Source organism: Planctomonas sp. JC2975, from assembly GCF_012985205.1.
In the GTDB taxonomy this organism is placed as follows: Bacteria; Actinomycetota; Actinomycetes; order Actinomycetales; family Microbacteriaceae; genus Humibacter.
The window spans coordinates 2000875-2018217 of record NZ_JABEKS010000001.1 but is presented as its reverse complement, the minus strand read 5'-3'; the positions used below and the strand labels follow the sequence as shown (position 1 = coordinate 2018217).

The 17343-nt window shown below is 67.0% G+C and carries 15 protein-coding genes and 1 tRNA gene; 11 read left to right on the top strand and 5 right to left on the bottom strand.

Features of this window, described 5'->3' with window-relative positions; all coding sequences use genetic code 11:
- The first annotated feature begins 81 nt into the window (after positions 1 to 81).
- The 3 genes from HII28_RS09045 to HII28_RS09035 all read left to right on the top strand — a co-directional run bounded on the left by HII28_RS09045 (position 82) and on the right by HII28_RS09035 (position 4069).
- Entirely contained in the window at positions 82 to 2604 is a 2523-nt protein-coding gene (locus HII28_RS09045; RefSeq protein WP_170025103.1) for an ATP-dependent Clp protease ATP-binding subunit, read from the top strand.
- A 169-nt stretch (positions 2605 to 2773) separates the two neighbouring features.
- A complete protein-coding gene (locus HII28_RS09040; RefSeq protein WP_346769244.1) occupies positions 2774 to 3316 on the top strand; it encodes an amino-acid N-acetyltransferase in 543 nt (180 codons plus the stop codon).
- 114 nt (positions 3317 to 3430) lie between these two features.
- Positions 3431 to 4069 (top strand): hypothetical protein, encoded by a 639-nt coding sequence (locus HII28_RS09035; RefSeq protein ID WP_170025102.1) that lies wholly within the window; start codon positions 3431 to 3433, stop codon positions 4067 to 4069.
- Between the two features lie 12 nt (positions 4070 to 4081).
- Here HII28_RS09035 and radA read toward each other — a convergent pair whose 3' ends face one another.
- Both radA and HII28_RS09025 read right to left on the bottom strand, forming a co-directional pair.
- Positions 4082 to 5434 carry a DNA repair protein RadA gene (gene radA, locus HII28_RS09030; protein WP_170025101.1) on the bottom strand — a complete coding sequence of 451 codons (1353 nt, stop codon included), beginning with the start codon at positions 5432 to 5434 and terminating at the stop codon, positions 4082 to 4084.
- Between the two features lie 142 nt (positions 5435 to 5576).
- On the bottom strand, positions 5577 to 6353 hold the full coding sequence (locus HII28_RS09025) for an SGNH/GDSL hydrolase family protein (RefSeq protein ID WP_170025100.1): 777 nt from the start codon (positions 6351 to 6353) through the stop codon (positions 5577 to 5579).
- Positions 6354 to 6580: 227 nt separating this feature from the next.
- On the opposite strand from HII28_RS09025, the gene HII28_RS09020 reads away from it, so the two are divergent.
- The 5 genes from HII28_RS09020 to HII28_RS09000 all read left to right on the top strand — a co-directional run bounded on the left by HII28_RS09020 (position 6581) and on the right by HII28_RS09000 (position 11670).
- On the top strand, positions 6581 to 6877 hold the full coding sequence (locus HII28_RS09020) for a hypothetical protein (RefSeq protein ID WP_170025099.1): 297 nt from the start codon (positions 6581 to 6583) through the stop codon (positions 6875 to 6877).
- A gap of 85 nt (positions 6878 to 6962) precedes the next feature.
- A tRNA-Ser gene (locus tag HII28_RS09015) sits at positions 6963 to 7052 on the top strand.
- 356 nt (positions 7053 to 7408) lie between these two features.
- Complete coding sequence (locus HII28_RS09010; RefSeq protein ID WP_170025098.1) at positions 7409 to 8383, top strand: molybdopterin-dependent oxidoreductase; 975 nt, start codon at positions 7409 to 7411, stop codon at positions 8381 to 8383.
- 183 nt (positions 8384 to 8566) lie between these two features.
- Positions 8567 to 9541, top strand: coding sequence for an NADP-dependent oxidoreductase (locus HII28_RS09005; RefSeq protein WP_205864610.1), 975 nt, complete (start codon positions 8567 to 8569; stop codon positions 9539 to 9541).
- Between the two features lie 551 nt (positions 9542 to 10092).
- Positions 10093 to 11670, top strand: a complete 1578-nt coding sequence (locus HII28_RS09000; RefSeq protein WP_170025097.1) for a CehA/McbA family metallohydrolase — start codon at positions 10093 to 10095, stop codon at positions 11668 to 11670.
- A 168-nt stretch (positions 11671 to 11838) separates the two neighbouring features.
- Here the strand turns inward: HII28_RS09000 and HII28_RS08995 are convergent, their stop codons facing one another.
- Together HII28_RS08995 and HII28_RS08990 are read right to left on the bottom strand one after the other, a co-directional pair.
- A complete protein-coding gene (locus HII28_RS08995; protein WP_170025096.1) occupies positions 11839 to 12624 on the bottom strand; it encodes an SDR family oxidoreductase in 786 nt (261 codons plus the stop codon).
- On the bottom strand, positions 12624 to 13424 hold the full coding sequence (locus tag HII28_RS08990; protein ID WP_170025095.1) for an alpha/beta hydrolase: 801 nt from the start codon (positions 13422 to 13424) through the stop codon (positions 12624 to 12626). Before HII28_RS08990 ends, HII28_RS08995 begins: the two co-directional genes overlap by 1 nt.
- A 152-nt stretch (positions 13425 to 13576) precedes the next feature.
- On the opposite strand from HII28_RS08990, the gene HII28_RS20495 reads away from it, so the two are divergent.
- Entirely contained in the window at positions 13577 to 14527 is a 951-nt protein-coding gene (locus HII28_RS20495) for a LysR family transcriptional regulator (RefSeq protein WP_170025094.1), read from the top strand.
- Between the two features lie 87 nt (positions 14528 to 14614).
- Here HII28_RS20495 and HII28_RS08980 read toward each other — a convergent pair whose 3' ends face one another.
- Positions 14615 to 15934 carry a glutamate decarboxylase gene (locus tag HII28_RS08980; protein WP_240977751.1) on the bottom strand — a complete coding sequence of 440 codons (1320 nt, stop codon included), beginning with the start codon at positions 15932 to 15934 and terminating at the stop codon, positions 14615 to 14617.
- A gap of 332 nt (positions 15935 to 16266) precedes the next feature.
- Here HII28_RS08980 and HII28_RS08975 point away from each other — a divergent pair, with 332 nt between their 5' ends.
- Both HII28_RS08975 and HII28_RS08970 read left to right on the top strand, forming a co-directional pair.
- Complete coding sequence (locus HII28_RS08975) at positions 16267 to 16686, top strand: hypothetical protein (RefSeq protein ID WP_170025092.1); 420 nt, start codon at positions 16267 to 16269, stop codon at positions 16684 to 16686.
- A 34-nt stretch (positions 16687 to 16720) separates the two neighbouring features.
- Complete coding sequence (locus HII28_RS08970) at positions 16721 to 17302, top strand: YrhK family protein (protein WP_170025091.1); 582 nt, start codon at positions 16721 to 16723, stop codon at positions 17300 to 17302.
- Positions 17303 to 17343 lie beyond the last annotated feature (41 nt).

The following is a 17343-nucleotide window of genomic DNA, read 5'->3' as shown; positions in this document are numbered from 1 at the left end:
TGCAGGCATCCGGATGTCGGCGAGCAATCACCGCAGACATCCCGCCCGCATCCCGCCAGCGGCTCCGCGAGGAGTGACCACATGTTTGAGAGATTCACCGACCGAGCTCGCCGAGTCGTCGTCCTGGCCCAAGAAGAGGCCAAGATGCTCAACCACAACTACATCGGTACCGAGCACATCCTGCTCGGCCTGATCCACGAGGGCGAAGGCGTCGCGGCGAAGGCCCTGGAGTCGCTGGGGATCTCCCTCGATGCCGTCCGCGAGCAGGTGCAGGACATCATCGGCCAGGGACAGCAGCAGCCCACCGGGCACATCCCGTTCACGCCGCGCGCGAAGAAGGTGCTGGAGCTGTCGCTGCGAGAGGCGCTGCAGCTCGGCCACAACTACATCGGGACCGAGCACATCCTGCTCGGCCTCATCCGCGAGGGCGAGGGCGTCGCCGCCCAGGTGCTCGTGAAGCTCGGAGCGGATCTCAACCGGGTGCGTCAGCAGGTCATCCAGCTGCTCTCGGGTTACCAGGGCAAGGAGCAGGTGCAGGTGGGCGCCAACGAGCAGCAGAGCGCTCAGGGCGGCAGCCAGATCCTCGACCAGTTCGGCCGCAACCTCACGCAGGCGGCGAGAGAGAACAAACTCGATCCCGTGATCGGGCGCGAGAAAGAGATCGAGCGCGTCATGCAGATCCTGTCGCGCCGCTCCAAAAACAATCCCGTGCTGATCGGTGAGCCCGGCGTCGGAAAGACGGCCGTCGTCGAGGGCCTCGCCCAGGCGATCGTGCGCGGCGACGTGCCGGAGACGCTGAAGGACAAGCAGCTCTACACGCTCGACCTCGGCTCCCTCATCGCCGGATCCCGCTACCGCGGTGACTTCGAGGAACGCCTCAAGAAGGTCACCAAGGAGATCCGCACCCGCGGCGACATCATCACGTTCATCGACGAGATCCACACCCTGGTGGGTGCGGGCGCGGCCGAGGGCGCGATCGATGCGGCGAGCATCCTGAAGCCGCTCCTCGCCCGCGGCGAGCTGCAGACCATCGGTGCGACCACGCTCGACGAGTACCGCAAGCACTTCGAGAAGGATGCCGCGCTCGAGCGCCGCTTCCAGCCCATCCAGGTGGCGGAGCCGTCGCTGCCTCACGCGATCAACATCCTGAAGGGGCTGCGCGACCGCTACGAGGCGCACCACAAGGTGTCGATCACGGATGGCGCCATCGTCGCCGCGGCGAACCTCTCCGACCGTTACATCAGCGACCGGTTCCTTCCTGACAAGGCGATCGACCTGATCGACGAGGCCGGCGCCCGCCTGCGCCTGTCGATCCTGTCCGCGCCGCCTGAGCTGCGGGAGTTCGACGACAAGATCGCCAAGGTGCGCGAGCGCAAGGAAGCCGCGATCGAGGAGCAGGACTTCGAGAAGGCCGCGAGCCTGCGCGACGAGGAGAAGAACCTCCTCGGCGAGCGTCTGCGCCTCGAGAAGCAGTGGCGCTCCGGCGACGTGAAGACCACGGCCGAGGTGGACGAGGGTCTCATCGCCGAAGTTCTGGCGCAGGCGACGGGCATCCCGGTGTTCAAGCTCACCGAGGAGGAATCCAGTCGGCTCGTCTTCATGGAGAAGGCGCTGCACCAGCGGGTCATCGGTCAGGAGGAGGCCATCTCGGCGCTCTCCCGCACCATCCGCCGTCAGCGTGCCGGCCTGAAGGATCCGCACCGCCCGTCCGGGTCGTTCATCTTCGCCGGACCGACCGGTGTCGGCAAGACGGAGCTGGCCAAGGCGCTCGCCGAGTTCCTGTTCGACGACGAGTCGGCGATGATCTCGCTCGACATGTCGGAGTACGGCGAGAAGCACACCGTCTCCCGACTGTTCGGTGCTCCTCCCGGGTTCGTCGGCTTCGAAGAGGGCGGCCAGCTCACCGAGAAGGTTCGCCGCAAGCCCTTCAGCGTCGTGCTCTTCGATGAGATCGAGAAGGCGCATCCCGACATCTTCAACTCGCTCCTCCAGATCCTGGAAGAGGGACGTCTGACGGATGGCCAGGGCCGCGTCGTCGACTTCAAGAACACGGTCATCATCATGACGACCAACCTCGGAACCGCGGCCATCTCCGGTGGTCCCGTCGGCTTCCAGGCCGAGGGCGACGCCGGCAGCCAGTCCGGATACGACCGGATGAGCGGCAAGGTGAAGGAAGAGCTGAAGAAGAACTTCAAGCCCGAGTTCCTGAACCGCGTCGACGAGATCATCGTGTTCCCGCAGCTCGACAAGAACGAGCTGCTGCAGATCGTCGACCTCTTCGTGAAGCGTCTTGGCGAGCGGATGCTCGACCGCGACATGACGATCGAGCTCACGCAGGCCGCGAAGGAGAAGCTCATCGAGGTCGGATTCGATCCGGCCCTCGGCGCACGTCCGTTGCGTCGTGCGGTGCAGCACGAGGTGGAGGATCGCCTCAGCGAGAAGATCCTGCACGGCGAGCTCAACGCAGGCGACCACGTGACCGTGGACTTCAAGGACAACGAGTTCGTGTTCACGACCGCGGCCCGCAAGGACCCGGTCGGTGCGATCTCCGCCGGCACGGTCGGCACCGGTTCGACCACGCCGGACCTCGCCGCAGGCATGTAGCATCCGCCACGGCCACCCAACCGCAGCCACTTCGCACAACCGCGGCCACCCTTCGGGGCTGTGAACATGCGAAGTGGCTGCGGTTCGTTGCGCGGGCGGTCTGTCGCACCGCGGATGCCCGCGCGAGCGCATCCAGGGATCGTGGCGACGTGATCCCTAGACTGAATCCGTGGCTGACCTCCTCACCGAGCCGATCTCGACGACCGAACTCCGCGGATTCCGCGTGCGACGCGCGCGTACCAGCGACGTCCCCGGCATCCAGCGACTCGTGCAGCCACTGGTCGACGGTCGGATCCTGCTCGGCAAGGAGCGCGTTGCGCTCTACGAGGCGCTGCAGGAATTCCGCGTTGCGGAGGATCTCGAGGGCGAGCTCATCGGATGCGGCGCCGTCCACGTGCTGTGGGAAGACCTCGGCGAGGTGCGCACACTCGCCGTCGCGGATCAGTGGCGCGGACGCGGTGTGGGTCACGCCATGCTGGAGCGGCTCGAGTACGACGCGGTCGGGCTCGGCCTGAGCCGCTTGTTCTGCCTCACGTTCGAGGTGCGGTTCTTCTCGCGCCACGGCTTCGAGGACATGGGACACGAGACCGTGGATCCCGAGATCTACAACGAACTGCTCCGCAGCCGCGACGAAGGTGTGGCCGAGTTCCTCGATCTCGCCAGGGTGAAGCCGAACACACTCGGCAACACCCGCATGATCAAGCACCTGTAGGGGCGACTGCGACCCTTCCGTTGCGGCTCCGCTACCATGGCGCCGCCCTGGTATTGCCGCACGCGACCGGCGAGTTGCCACAGCTGTCGCAAGGGTGCCGCTTAATCTGTTGGCATGTCGAGCCTGAAGCATCCGGTCGGCCCGCAGTCGAGCAGGATCTACTGGCGTCGTCGGCTCGTGGTGGGTCTGGCGCTGCTGGCAATCGTCGTCGTGGTTCTTCTGATCGTCTTCGCTCCCCGTGGCAAGTCGGACGCTTCGGCCACCGCCCCCACGAACACCCCGACCTCGACGCCAAGGCACACGACCAACCCGACCACAGTGCCGACCACGGCGGCGACGGCGTCGGGAAAGACGTGTGCAGCCTCGGCGATCGACGTCGAGTCGGCGACGGATTCGAACACGTACACCGCAGGCGTCCAGCCTCAGTTGTCGTTCTCGATCACCAACACCGGGTCGAAGGCCTGCGCCTTCGATGTCGGCACGGCCAAGCAGACATTCACGATCACGAGCGGCACGGAGGTGTACTGGAAGTCGAGCGATTGCCAGACGGATCCGAAGAGCACCGTCGTGCTGCTCGAGCCGGGCAAGACGCTCACCTCGACGCCGATCGCCTGGGACCGCACCCGCTCGGCGCCCTCGACGTGCGGCGACAAGCAGCGTGAAGCGGTTCCTGCGGCAGGAGCGTCGTATCACCTGAAGGTGCAGGTCAACGGCGTCACGTCGAAGACGACCAAGCAGTTCTTGCTGTACTGAGCGTGCTCAGGCTCAGAACGCCGCGTCCAGCTCTCGTTCGCGCTCGGTGAGTCCGGTCGCGAACGCCAGCCGGAGTGCTGCGGCGATGCTTCCCGTCTCCGCGTCGATCCGTTCTCGGAAACCCATGCGCGCACCCTCCGCCGCGCGCTGACGCGAAGCGGTGACGGCGCGCACCTCACCGGCGAGGCTGATCTCACCGAACGCCACGGTGTCGTGTCCGATCGCCTTGTCTCGCACGGCGGATGCGACGGCGATCGCGATCGCGAGGTCTGCGGCGGGCTCCGTGAGGCGCACCCCGCCCACGGTGGAGACGTAGACATCCTTGTCGGACACCCGGATGTTCGCCCGCTTCTCGAGCACCGCGAGCAGCATGGCGAGGCGGGCGGCATCCACTCCGCTGGTCACTCGTCGCGGATTGGGTGCCGAGGTGTCGATCACCAGCGCCTGTACCTCCACGGGGATGGCGCGCTTGCCCTCCATCGCCACGGTGACGCAGGTGCCCGACACGGGTGTCGACGAGCGGCTGAGGAACAACCCGCTCGGATCCGGGACCTCGACGATCCCGTCCCCGGACATCTCGAAGCATCCGACCTCGTCGGTGGGCCCGAACCTGTTCTTCAGCGCTCGCACGAACCGGAGCGCGGTCTGCCGGTCGCCCTCGAACTGGCAGACGACGTCGACGAGGTGCTCGAGCACGCGGGGCCCGGCGACTTGGCCGTCCTTGGTGACATGGCCGACGAGGAGGATGGGAAGATTGCGCTCCTTCGCCACCCTGATGAGTGTCGTCGCGACCTCCCGCACCTGGCTCGGCCCGCCGGCGATGCCATCGATGGCGGCACTGGCGATGGTCTGCACGGAGTCGACGATGACGAGCTGCGGATCGATCGCGTCGATCTGTCCGACGACCGCGGCGAGATCCGTCTCGGCCGCAAGGTACAGATTCTGATGCAGGGCTCCCGTCCGCTCGGCACGGAGCCGCACCTGGCCGGCGGATTCTTCGGCGGACACATACAGCACACGCGACTTCGACGCTGCCGTGCGTGACGCGACCTCGAGCAGCAGTGTCGACTTCCCGACGCCCGGCTCACCGGACAGCAGGATGGCCGCGCCCGGCACTACACCGCCGCCGAGTACACGATCGAACTCGCTGATGCCGCTGGGCCAGTGGTACACGGCATCCGTCGAGATCTCGGTGATCGGGGTGGCCGCACGGTCATCCGCGATCCGCGCCGGAGTGAGCCGAGCGGATGTCTGCACCACTTCCGTCATGGTGTCCCACGCCTGGCAGTCACCGCAGCGCCCCACCCACTTGGCTGTCGTCCAGCCGCACACGGTGCAGCGGTATCCGCCCTGCGTTTTCGCCATGAACCCTCCGATCAGCGAATGCGATCACGACTCAGGCTAGGGGCGACCTCCGACGTGGGCGGATGCCGTGGCGCGAGTTGTGGAGGATGCGTGGCTGGGGAGGGGGAGACATCCGCTCGTCGACGGCGTCTGCGATGCCTGCTCAGGGCTCGGATGTCGGCGTGGCAGGGCGCTCGGCGACGAGTTGGTCGACGCGCGCATCCACGAGCGGTGCGAAAGCGGATGCCCACACGCGGTATCCCCGGTCGTTCGGATGGAAGCGGTCGCCTGCGAACATGGTGAGCACGCCGAACAGTCCTGGGCGTCGCGTGGTCTCGTGCAGGGGAGCCACCACGAGGCCGCGGGCGGCGGCGAGTCGCCGCACGACCCGATTCGCCTCGGCCACCAGTCGCTCGTTGTGGGGCAGGTAGAAGCAGGGCAGGTCGGCGACGATCGCGTGCGGAGGGAGCGCGTCGAAGACGGTGCCGAGCGCTGTCTCGAACGCCGTCGCATCCCACGACGTGATGTCGTTCGCGCCGATGGACACGGTGACGACGTCGGGCCGCCGCGCCTCCAGCCGCGGCACTTGGTAGTCGACGGCCTGTGCCACGGTGGCGCCGGACACGGCGAGGTTCACGGTGCGAACGGAGCACCCGGAGCGCGCGGCGATGCGGTCCCCGAGAATGCCCACGTACCCGAACTCCGGCCGGCTCGCCCCGATGCCCTGCGCCGCGCTGTCGCCGAGCGCGACGTAGAGCAACTCGCCATCGGCCTGCGCCTTGGCGCGCCACCATGCGGAGTTGACCGGCAGCGTCTCGTTCAGCTCAGCGGCGGCAGATCGCGTGCGGCGCACCGCCGACCGCGCGAATGCGACGCTCGTTGCCACCACCGACAGGCCAACGGATGCCGCCACCAACGCGGTGAGGCCTCTGCGCGACATCCTTCCCCGGCTCCCCACCTGGCCCACCCTACGTGCGGTGCAGTGGATGCCGCTTGCCACTCGGCTAACGCTTCAGGGCGGTTGCCAGAACTCTGGTGCCGGATCGCGCGTTCACTCCTTGGGCTGTTGCCGTGTCGGTCCTCTGACCACGAGCGGCGAGCGAAATGATGGGCGTGAGCAATCGGGGCGGCCCTGCACCGCGTTGCCGGTCATGGAGGGGACGGACTATGACCAAGAGAAACACGGCGCTGAGCGCACTGGTGTGGATCACCGTGCTGGGTCTCGGGCTGGGATGCCTCGCCACTTTTGTCGGCGTGCTGATGGTGACGGGCGCTCTGGAAGCGGCCAGCTGGGTCGGCCCTTGGCTGTTGGGCGTGGGGCTCGGCCTGTTCGGATTCGGGCTGCTCGCTTCCCTCTTCGCGCTCGTCGCATCGGCCGTTGTCAGGGCGATCGAGGACGCCGTTGCGGCACGCCGCCGGGCCGCTGCAGAGCACACGGCGACCGGACGCATCGCGCAGCCGTGAACCGCAACGGATGCCGCACCAGCGCGCGCGGCCGGCCCCGCCGTCGAATTGGTGCGGGACCGAGGCGTCGCGTACAGTAGACGGCGGTACCGTGTCCGAGCGGCCGAAGGAGCATGTCTCGAAAACATGTGATGGTGCAAGCCATCCGTGGGTTCAAATCCCACCGGTACCGCCACGAAGAACCCCCGCGATCCCAGTGTTTACAAGGATCCGGGGGTTCTTGCTTCTCTCGGAAACCGCGTTTGCCCACAATTAGCCCACTCTTTCTACGGGTGGTGGGGCCTGGCCTCCGGTGAGCGGGCGCCCGGAGGTCGCCGAGCTCCCTCGGATCGGTGTTGGGAGGGGAATCAGGCGAGGTCGCCCGGATCCGTAGAGCGGTCTTCGGACATCTGGCCGATATCCAACCGCGCGGCGTATAACGCGGGTATGCGCCTCCGATGGGGCGGGTCCCGTTCGTCTCCGCGTTCGCAGCGCTCGTGGCTGCGAACGTTGGCGCGCCCTGCTGGCCGTCACACCAACGAGGTGCTTCTGGTGGTGCTGGTGCTCGCTTTCGTCACCGGAATCGCCACGATCGTCGTCGGCACGGCGGCGGGAGCCTGGGTGGCTGTCACGCACGGGATGGTGGGCATCGCGGTCATCCTGCTGATCCCGTGGAAGACCCGCATCGCAGAAGTGGGCATGCGGCGACACGGGCCGAGCCGTTGGGCGTCGTTGCTGCTGGCTGTGCTGACGCTGATCACGCTCGTCGCTGGTATCGGGTCCGCCACCGGACTCGTTGCGACGATCGCCGGCCAGCCCGCGATCTGGGTTCACATCTTCGTGGCGTTGCTCATGGTGCCGCTGATCGTGTGGCACGTCATCGCTCGCCCGGTCTTTCCACGCCGCACTGATCTTTCCCGTCGAGTATTGCTGCGCGCCGGGGTCATTGCTGTCGGAGCAGCCGGCCTCTATGCTGCGACCGCTGCAACGGTGGATTGGCTGAAGTTGCCGGGGGCTCGTCGCAGGTTCACCGGATCGTATGAGACGGCATCGTTCAATCCCGATGCGATACCGGTTACGAGCTGGATTCTGGATGCCGTGCCGAGCGTCGACTCACAACGATGGCGTCTCGATATCGTCGATGCGCACGGGACGCGCGCACTCACCCTCGCTGAACTCGACCGCTCCCGAACGCAGGTGCGTGCCACCCTCGACTGCACATCCGGTTGGTACACGGACCAGGACTGGGCCGGCGTTCCGCTCAGCGCCCTGCTGCACGTCGAGTCGACGGCGCGATCCGTGTATGTGCACTCTGTGACGGGCTATTGGATCCGCTACCCAGTCGAGGAGGTTGACCGACTGCTTCTCGCCACGCACGTCGGAGGCGCCCGGCTGACTCCCGATCATGGATTTCCCGCGCGCATCGTGGCACCTGGCCTTCGGGGTTACTGGTGGGTCAAGTGGGTGGACCGCATCGAACTGCAGACGACACCGTGGTGGTGGCAGCCACCATTTCCCGTCGGGTGAAGTACGTCTTCCGAGCATCTGAATGGAGGCGCAGCTTGCCATCAGAGTGCGACAGGCGAGCCCTACCTCGGCCGTGGGTCTTGCGGCGACGAGCGATTTGTATCTGACTTTCATCGCACCGGTCGCGGTTCGCGCGCCCGTGCGTGAGCTGGCCATCATCCGAATCACCAAGAAGGCGAACGCATGAACTCCACGGACTCCTCTGCACCACTGACTGCTCAGATGAAGGCGCTGCGCGCCCACGCGCGCGGCGGCCCCGAGCAGCTCGTCTACGAAGACGCACCGGTTCCGGGTGCCCCGACCGGCGCCGACGTTCTCGTCCGAGTCGCTGTCGCGGCCATCACCTTCGACGAGCTGACCTGGCCGGAGACCTGGGAGGCGGACGGCGTCGACCGAACGCCGATCGTGCCGTCTCACGAGTTCGCCGGCATGGTCGCCGCAGTCGGCCCGGAAGTGACGGGACTCGCCGTCGGCGATGCGGTCTTCGGGCTCGTGCCGTTCAACCGGAACGGCGCTGCCGCCGAGTACGTGCTCGTGCCCGCATCCTCGATCGCCCGCAAGCCGGCCGAGGTAAGCGATGCGACCGCCGCCGCGGCCGTGCTGCCCGCGCTTACCGCGATGGAGGCGCTCGAGCAGCACCTGCAGGTCGCCGACGGCGGCCGCCTGCTGATCCGTGGCGGCACGGGTGGAGTCGGTGCGTTCGTCGTGCAGCTCGCCGGCCGGATGGGAATCGAGGTCACCGCTACGGTACGGTCGGCTGAGGCCGCCGAGCGTGCCAAGCGGCTCGGCGCGACAACCGCTCTCGTCGGAACGGAGACCGATCGCGTTCCCGCTGCAAGCTTCGACGGCGCGATCGACACCGTCGGCGCCGGCACGCCGGAGTGGCTCTACTCCGCGGTGCGTCCCGGCGGTCGAGTGATCACTCTGCAAGAGCCGCCGTCAGAAGATCTCGCCGCCGCCTACGGCGTGGACGCCCAGTTCTTCGTCGTAACGGCCGACGCCGCCGTGCTCGGTCGGCTCGCGGCCGTGCTCGCCACGGGCGAACTCGAGGTTGCGATCGCCGACACCTATCCGCTCGCCGAGGGGGCCGCGGCTTATGGCAGCCGGGGAACCTCAAAGGCGCCGGGTAAGACGGTGCTGCGAGTACGAGAAAGTTAGGCGAGCGATCGCCGTCGGTGCCGAGGCGGCGACGAGCAGCCGGAAGCGCGGATGGCGTCGCCGGTTGACGACAAAGATGACGATAATCCATCGTCAAAAGACGTGATCGGAGACTATCGTGTGTGATCGTGAAGTAGCTTCTGATCAGCACAGTTGCTTGAATTGAGGACGACCGCGGAGACCGTGCGGCGGGTTCAAATCCTGGCCACGAGCGAACACCCTGCCACACGCAGGCGGATCCATCACCGGGCAGTAGGTAGGGAGTCCGTCGCAGACGGCGCAGGGATGGACCGGATAACGACCACTGTCTGGTGGCGTTGTGGTAGCGCCCTCATCGGGTGAGTTTCCGTGCCACGGCTTGCCTAGCGGTTGGTGGGGTTGAGGGTCGGGGTTGTGGGCGAGTTGGTGACGGTTGATTCAGGAAGCCTTGATTCTTGCGGCGGAAGGGGACATGAGACGACCACCCCCAAACGCGGCTAGACACCCCAGGTTGCCCATCCGTTCACGTCCCCGTCGCACCGCAGGCGTTTTCGCTCGCCACGCTCGGTGCCATGAACGTTCAGGATGCAGCACCACCCGCCCCCGCTCGTGGCCTCTCGCGGCGTGCTCTGCTTGCCGCACTGGGCACCGGCGCGGGGATTGCGCTCGCCCCGATGGTGTTCGCAGACCCCGCCGACGCGGCCACCGCTGCTACGCCGAGCGGACCGCAGACCAAGACGATCAGCGGCCATCTGGATGCCGGTGCCCCCGACTTCGTCTACCTCCCCGTCGTCGTTCCGGCCGGCATCACGCAGATCGCCGTCTCCTACAGCTACTCGAAGCCGTCGGTGCCGTCGGGCACGCCGGGCAACTCGTGCGACATCGGCATGTTCGATGCTCGCGGCATGGATGTGGGCGGGGCCGGATTCCGCGGTTGGTCGGGCGGATTCCGCACCGAGTTCGCGATCAGCAAGTCCGAGGCGACGCCCGGATACCTTCCCGGCAACGTGATGCCTGGCACCTGGCATGTCGTGCTCGGCCCGTACCAGGTCACCCCGCAGGGCATGGACTACGAGGTGCAGGTCACGCTGACTGCAGGTGCCCCCGGCAGCGCGTTCGCTCCCGCGTATCCCGCCACATCCGCCAAGGGCCGCGGACGCGCGTGGTACCGGGGCGACTGCCACCTGCACACCGTCTACTCCGATGGACGCAACACCCCGGACAACGTAGCAGCTGGTGCGCGTGCGCGCGGTCTTGACTTCATGGTGTCCACTGACCACAACACGACGGCATCCCATGGCGTGTGGGGCCCGCTGGCCGGCGACGACCTGCTGATCATCACCGGCGAAGAGGTCACCACCCGCAACGGGCACTGGCTGGCCATCGGCACGATGCCCGGCGACTTCATCGACTGGCGCTATCGCGCGCGCGACAACGTGTTCCCCGCCTTCCAGCGGCGCGTCGGGGCCGACGGCGGTCTCAACGTCTCCGCGCACATGTACTGCCCCTGGATCGGCGCCGAGTGGAAGTTCGGCTGGGACGGGCTCGACGGCACCGAGGTCTGGACTGGACCGTGGGGATGGGATGACGACGCAGCGGTCTCCACCTGGGCCAACCTGCTCGCGCAGGCCGCACGCACGGGCAAGAAGTGGCTTCCTGCATTCGGCAACAGCGACGCCCACAACCCGACAGACGTGATCGGCCTGCCGCACAATGTCGTGCTCGCCGACGACCTGTCTCGCCAGGCGATCCTCGCAGGGCTCAAGGCAGGACGATCCTGGATCGCGGAATCCGCCGACGTGCAGCTCGCCTTCTCCGCCACCAGCGCGAAGGGTCGCACGGCCGGGATCGGCGACATCCTGCAGGCCGACGACAGCGAGGACGTGACCGTCACGGTGGAGGCCTCGGGTGTGCCGAACGGCACCGTCCGGCTGTTCACCGACGAGGGACAGATGCTGCAGACCCGACTGCCGGCATCCGGTGAGGGAACGGTGACCTGGGTCACTCGCCCCGAGATCGCGGCGTTCGTGCGGGCCGAAGTGCGGCATCCGATGGCCGACGGTTCTGCCGGCGGCACCTCGATGGGGCCGTCGCTGAGCTTCGGACCGATGGCCGCACTCACGAACCCGATCTGGCTCCGCGGCCACTGAGGCTGTTGAGCCCCGGCCTACCCGAAAGGCCAGGGCTCAACGACGATCCCAACCCCCAGCGGGATCGCAACCGAACGCGTCTTCCGCTGTTCGGTGCCGTCGAGCGTAACCCTGCGACGGGTGCGGATCCCTACTCGAGGGTGACGGAGAGATGAACGCAGTGTGTCGCTACAGCTCCGCCGTCAACCCACCGTCGATGAGGTAGTCCGCCCCCGTCGTGTTGCCGGCGACCAGGTCGCTCGCCAGGAACGCGACGAGCGCGGCGACCTCATCGGGCTTCGTGAAGCGTCCGGTGACCATCGATGCTTCCGCTCCCGCGACGACTTTCGCCCGATCCGTGCCGGCTGCGGCGATCGTGTCGGCTACGCCGTCGTGGCCGAGCCAGAGGTCGGTGGCGACCGGCCCGGGGCTCACGGTGTTGACGCGGATGCCATCCGCTCCGACTTCCTTCGACAGCGACTTCGAGAAGTTGACGAGTGCCGCCTTCGCGGCGCTGTAGTCGATGACGGCAGGATCCGGCAGCTTGGCATTCACGGATGCGACGGTCACCACCGCTCCGCGCCTTGCGCTCCGCATCGTCGGGAGCGCGGCCCGGGTCATCCGGATCGCGCTCAGGGCGTCGAGCTGGAACGTGTTCGTCCACTCGTCGTCGGTGACGGATGCGAAGCCACCCGTTCGCGGCCGCACCCCGCCGACGTTGTTCACCAGGATGCGGAGCTGGCCGAGCGTCAGCGCTCGAGCGACGAGTCGGTCGGGGACCTCGGGATCCGTGAGATCTGCCGCGACGGTCTCAACGGCACCGCTGTCGGCGAGCTCCGCGAGTGCAGGCGTGATGCTGCGCGAGGCGGCGACGACTCTGGCGCCTTCGGCGACGAGCGTTCGTGTGACGGCCAGGCCGATGCCGCGCCCGGCGCCCGTGACGATGGCGACGGCGCCGTCCAGGCCGAGATCCATCAGAGTCCCTGTGCTGCGAGCCACTCGAGGACGGCGTCCGCGACGTCGCCCCAGCCGTGATCGATCGTCAGGGAGTGGCCCCTGCCCTCGAACTGCTTGAACTCCGTGACCGCCATCGAGTCGCGGTACTGCTTCAGCGTCGACTTCGTGACGACGTCGGGGACCGTGTGGTCTGCCGTGCCGGAGATGAGCAGGAGCGGGCCGCGCGGTTCCCGCTTCGTGTCGACCGCCGCCGCGGAGTGCATGACGAAGTTCGCTGCCGCGGCCTGGAAGAGCGGACGGGCAGGGGAGGGGATGGTCCAGCTCTCGAAGAGAGCGTCAGACTCCTCCTCGGTGAGCGCGTTGCCGAACCCGTACCGGAACTGGGGCGCCGTGAGCGAGACGGCGCGGTGCAGGTTCGCCGGGTTGCCGAGCGCGGGGAAGCCCGAGCGCAACTGTGCGAGCGGAAGGGGCAGCACGCCCTTGATCTGGGCCGGGTCGATCGCGACCGCGCCCGCGCCGATGCCCTCGCCGAGCAGCTTCTCGGCGAGGAGTCCGCCGAACGAGTGTCCGATGAGGATGGTGTCTTCGCCGAGGCCCGACACGACCTCCGCATAGTGCGCCGCTGCCTCATCGATCCCGATGTTCGCGACTGCCTCGGGATTCGCGCGCGCCTCGGCCACCGTGGCCGCCTCGTTGGGCCATCCGGGCGCGACCGGAGCGTATCCGGCCGCCTGGAAGCGTTCGATCCACGGCTGCCAGCTGGTGGCGTGAAGCCACAGTCCGTGGATGAAAACGACGGGACGGGCTTGTTCGGCCATGTTTGTGCTCCTCGCAGTCAACTGTCGTGATCAGCAAACACCCGCGAATCGGGTTCGGTCCAGGACCTGTTCTGGGCAAATCGATAACTGAGGTTGCATCAATCGCCGCCGGAAGAGGAACCTTCCATAAGGTCGCGAACGAGAGGACACGCGTGGATCTCGATCTTCGGCTGGTGCGCTACTTCGTCGCCGTCGCCGACGAACTGCACTTCGGTCGCGCGGCCGCCAGACTCCACATCAGTCAGCCCGCCCTGTCGAAGCAGATCCGGCGCCTGGAACAGGAGGTCGGGTTCCGGCTCCTCGTGCGGGACAGCCGCCACGTTGCGCTCACCACGGAGGGTGTCCGCTTTCTGCGTGACGGTCGGGCGCTCATCGCGCATGCAAGCCGGATGACGCGACCCGACGTGTCCGGCATCCGTGTCGCGCACATCTTCGACCTCGACACCTGCCGAGTCGTGGTCGACGCGTTCTCGAGCCGATACCCCGACGTGCAGGTGACCGCGAGCTCGATGGACAGCAGAAGACAGTTCGACGCGCTCATGAGCGGACTGCTCGATGTTGCCATCGTCCGGCTGACGCCTGCCATGACCAACGCTCATCCGGTCGGCTGGCGGCGACTCCCGTTGCGCTACGAGCCCTTCTGGCTGGTGGGGCGGCCCGGCGATCCGGCAGCGGAGACCGCTTCGATGTACGAGCGGCCGATCGAGGTGTTCAGCGACCCGGTCGGATCGGCGATGTTCAACGCCCACGGCGAGTTCGTGAGCGAGCTGGAAGCGCACGCCGGCGTCGCCTTCCATTGGCTCGGCAACCCGGGAACGTTCGATCAGTGCAGAGTCAGAATGCTGCGGGCATCCGATCGGCGGTACCTGCTCGAGTTCGAGTCCTACGCGCTGCGCTACGTGCACGACGGGATGCCGGTGCACCGGCCGGCTGAGCTGCAACCGGTCTATCCGTGGTCGATCGTGTGGCGTGACGAACCGTCGAACCGTGCCGTCGCGGACTTCATCGAGACCGCGCTCGAGCAGGCCGACGTGCGCGGATGGCTGCGCCAGCAGTCATCGGCCCCGTTCTGGCCTCACGCGGCCGTGCCAACGCCCGTGTGAGGCGGCTGCGAGCGGGATGTCGCACCGAAACGCTTCGGAAGCGGCAACCGTCCTCTCAGCCGTGGCTGTCTCGGGGTGCGATCTTCTTCAGTGCGTGAAAGTCGACGTGAGGCCCTCTGTCGGCATCGGCGACTCGAGGTCGTCGAGATAGTCGACGGCCTCGCGGATGTCCTGGATCAGCGACTCGGCGAGGCTGCGGCTCAGCCCGCTTCGCACGACGATGCGCTGCACGACCACGTCGGTCAGGTCATCCGGCATCGGATAGGCGGGGACGAGCCATCCCTTCAGGCGCAAGCGCTCTGAGAGGTGGTAGAGGTTCCACTTGTCGGTGTATCCCTCTGTCAGGCGCCAGGCGAAGACGGGGATGTCGGTTCCGTCGTTCCACAGGTCGAAGGCGGGCATCTTCGCGATCTCGGACGCGAGGTAGACGGCGATGTCCTGCGTCGCCTTCTGCACCCGGTAGTAACCGTCGCGTCCGAGTCGCAGGAACAGGTAGTACTGCAGCAGGACCTGCGCACCGGGGCGCGAGAAGTTGAGTGCGAACGTCGGCATGTGTCCGCCGAGGTAGGTGACGTCGAACACGAGATCGGAGGGCAGGTCGTCCACCGATCGCCACACGACCCAGCCGAGTCCAGGGAACACGAGCCCGTACTTGTGCGCCGAAGTGCTGATGGAGACCACACGGTCGACCCTGAAGTCCCATTCCAGATCGGGCTGCAGGAACGGGGCGATCATCCCTCCCGACGCGCCGTCGACATGGATCTTGACGTCGAGTCCTTTCGCCTCCTGGATGCGGTCGAGCGCCTCGCTGATCCGCGCGACGGGCTCGTACATCCCCGTGTACGTCACGCCCATGATGGCCACGACGCCGATCGTGTTCTCGTCGACGTACCGGTCGAGGTCGTGACCGTCGAGCACCTTGTGCTCCTCGGTGATGGGGACGAACCGGGGTTCGACATCCCAGTAGTTGCAGAACTTCTCCCAGCACACCTGCACGGCACTCGACAGCACGAGATTCGGCTTGTCCGTCGACTTGCCCTCCGCCCTGCGTGCCTTCTGCCAGCGCCGTTTCAGCGCGAGACCGCCGAGCATGCAGGCCTCCGACGATCCGATCGTGGAGGTGCCGATGGCTCGCTCGGGATCGGGGGCGTTCCACAGCCGTCCGATCATCTTCCAGCAGCGCGTCTCGATGGCGGCGGTCTGCGGATACTCGTCCTTGTCCACCATGTTCTTGTCGGCGGTTTCGACGTAGAGCCTGGTGGCCTGGTCGTCCATCCATGTGCCGACGAAGGTCGCAAGGTTCAGCCGCGCGTTGCCGTCGAGCATCGCCTCGTCGTGCACGACCTGATAGGCAGTCTCCGGGAGGGATTCCCCGTCGGGGAGCTGGTCGACAGGAAAGTCGGTCATCTCGCCTGCTCGAGCGAAAAGCGGATTGAGCTGAGTCGTGTCGCCGATCCCGGTGAAGGCGTTCACCGGTCCCCTCGTCACCGACGGTTTTCTGGTGGCCATCTGGAACCTCCCCCGAAGAAAAGGGACGGGTCTGCCCGCGCCCCCGACCAGTCGGATCGACCGCACGGCCCACGTCGCCGCCCCCGGCCGTGCTTCGATCCCCTCACAACCTAACCACTGCCCGGGACGTCGCGGATGAATGTCGAGCGATTCTCAGGGCCATTGATCGCCTACCGTCGAAGGGTCATACTGAGGCGGTTGCTGTGCTTTCTTCGGGGGAAGGAAAGTCGGTGAAGTCTCCGAAGGCCTTATCCGTCGCGGCGCTGGTCGCGGCTTGTCTGCTCCTGTCCGGATGCTCGACAGCGTCGGCGAGCCCCGGACCGTCCGTCAGGATCATGGGGGAGCCGGAGATACCCGTGACCGGCCCGTTGTCGGTCGCGGTCTGGGGGGAGCTGACGTCGAACTTCGCGGTCGGCATCCCGGATGCCAGTCCACTCTCCATGGTGACGCGGGTGGAGGACAGAGGGTCGGACACGATCGAGGTCTTCGTCGACGAGCAACTGGGGACAGCGCAGCTGAAGGCCATCGGAGACCAGGTCTTCGTGTGGGGTGCTCCTCGGAACACCGACCTGGCGACGGTGATCGTGTGGGACGACCCCGGCAAGACCACCGCTGTGCATCGCGAACACGTGCCGCACATCAAGCACTAGCGGTGATCGGCAGCTGGAAGGCGAGGACGAGTCCTTGCGCGAGTTCCTGACGGTCCGAAGCCGTGTCGCGGCAGCGGCCTTCGTGATCGGATCGGTCTGTTTCGCGATCGCGGCGCTTCCCTCCGCTGCCGAACAGCTCGGGCTGATCACCACGAACATCGTGTTCGTGGTCGGCTCCGTGTTCTTCACCATCGGCGCGGCGTGCTCCCTGGCGGATCCGACGTGGTGGTCGTCCGGCATCCAGTTGCTCGGAACACTGTTGTTCAACCTGAGCACCGCGCTCGCGCTCGTCTCCGTGGTGTCGGCCGGTGCCGCGGGCGGCACGGGATGGCGGCCGGACGTCTACGGCTCGGTGTGCTTCCTCGTCTCGAGCGCGATGGCCGTGCATCCGAGCAACCGTGGTCGTGACCGTGCCGGCGCCTGGCTGAACCTCGGCGGATCCATCCTGTTCGCCGCGGCAGCCGTCGGGTCCTTCGTCGTTCCGGGGACGGATGCGCTGCTCAGCCCGTTCTGGACCGGGCTCGGCACGGTCGGTGGCGCTTTGCTGTTCCTCGCATCCGGCGTCCTCGGGCTGATGCCTCATGCCGCACCGGAGACGAGCGTCGCCGAACGATAGTCGATCAGGACACGGCTTCTGGCGGCACAGCCGCACAGAAA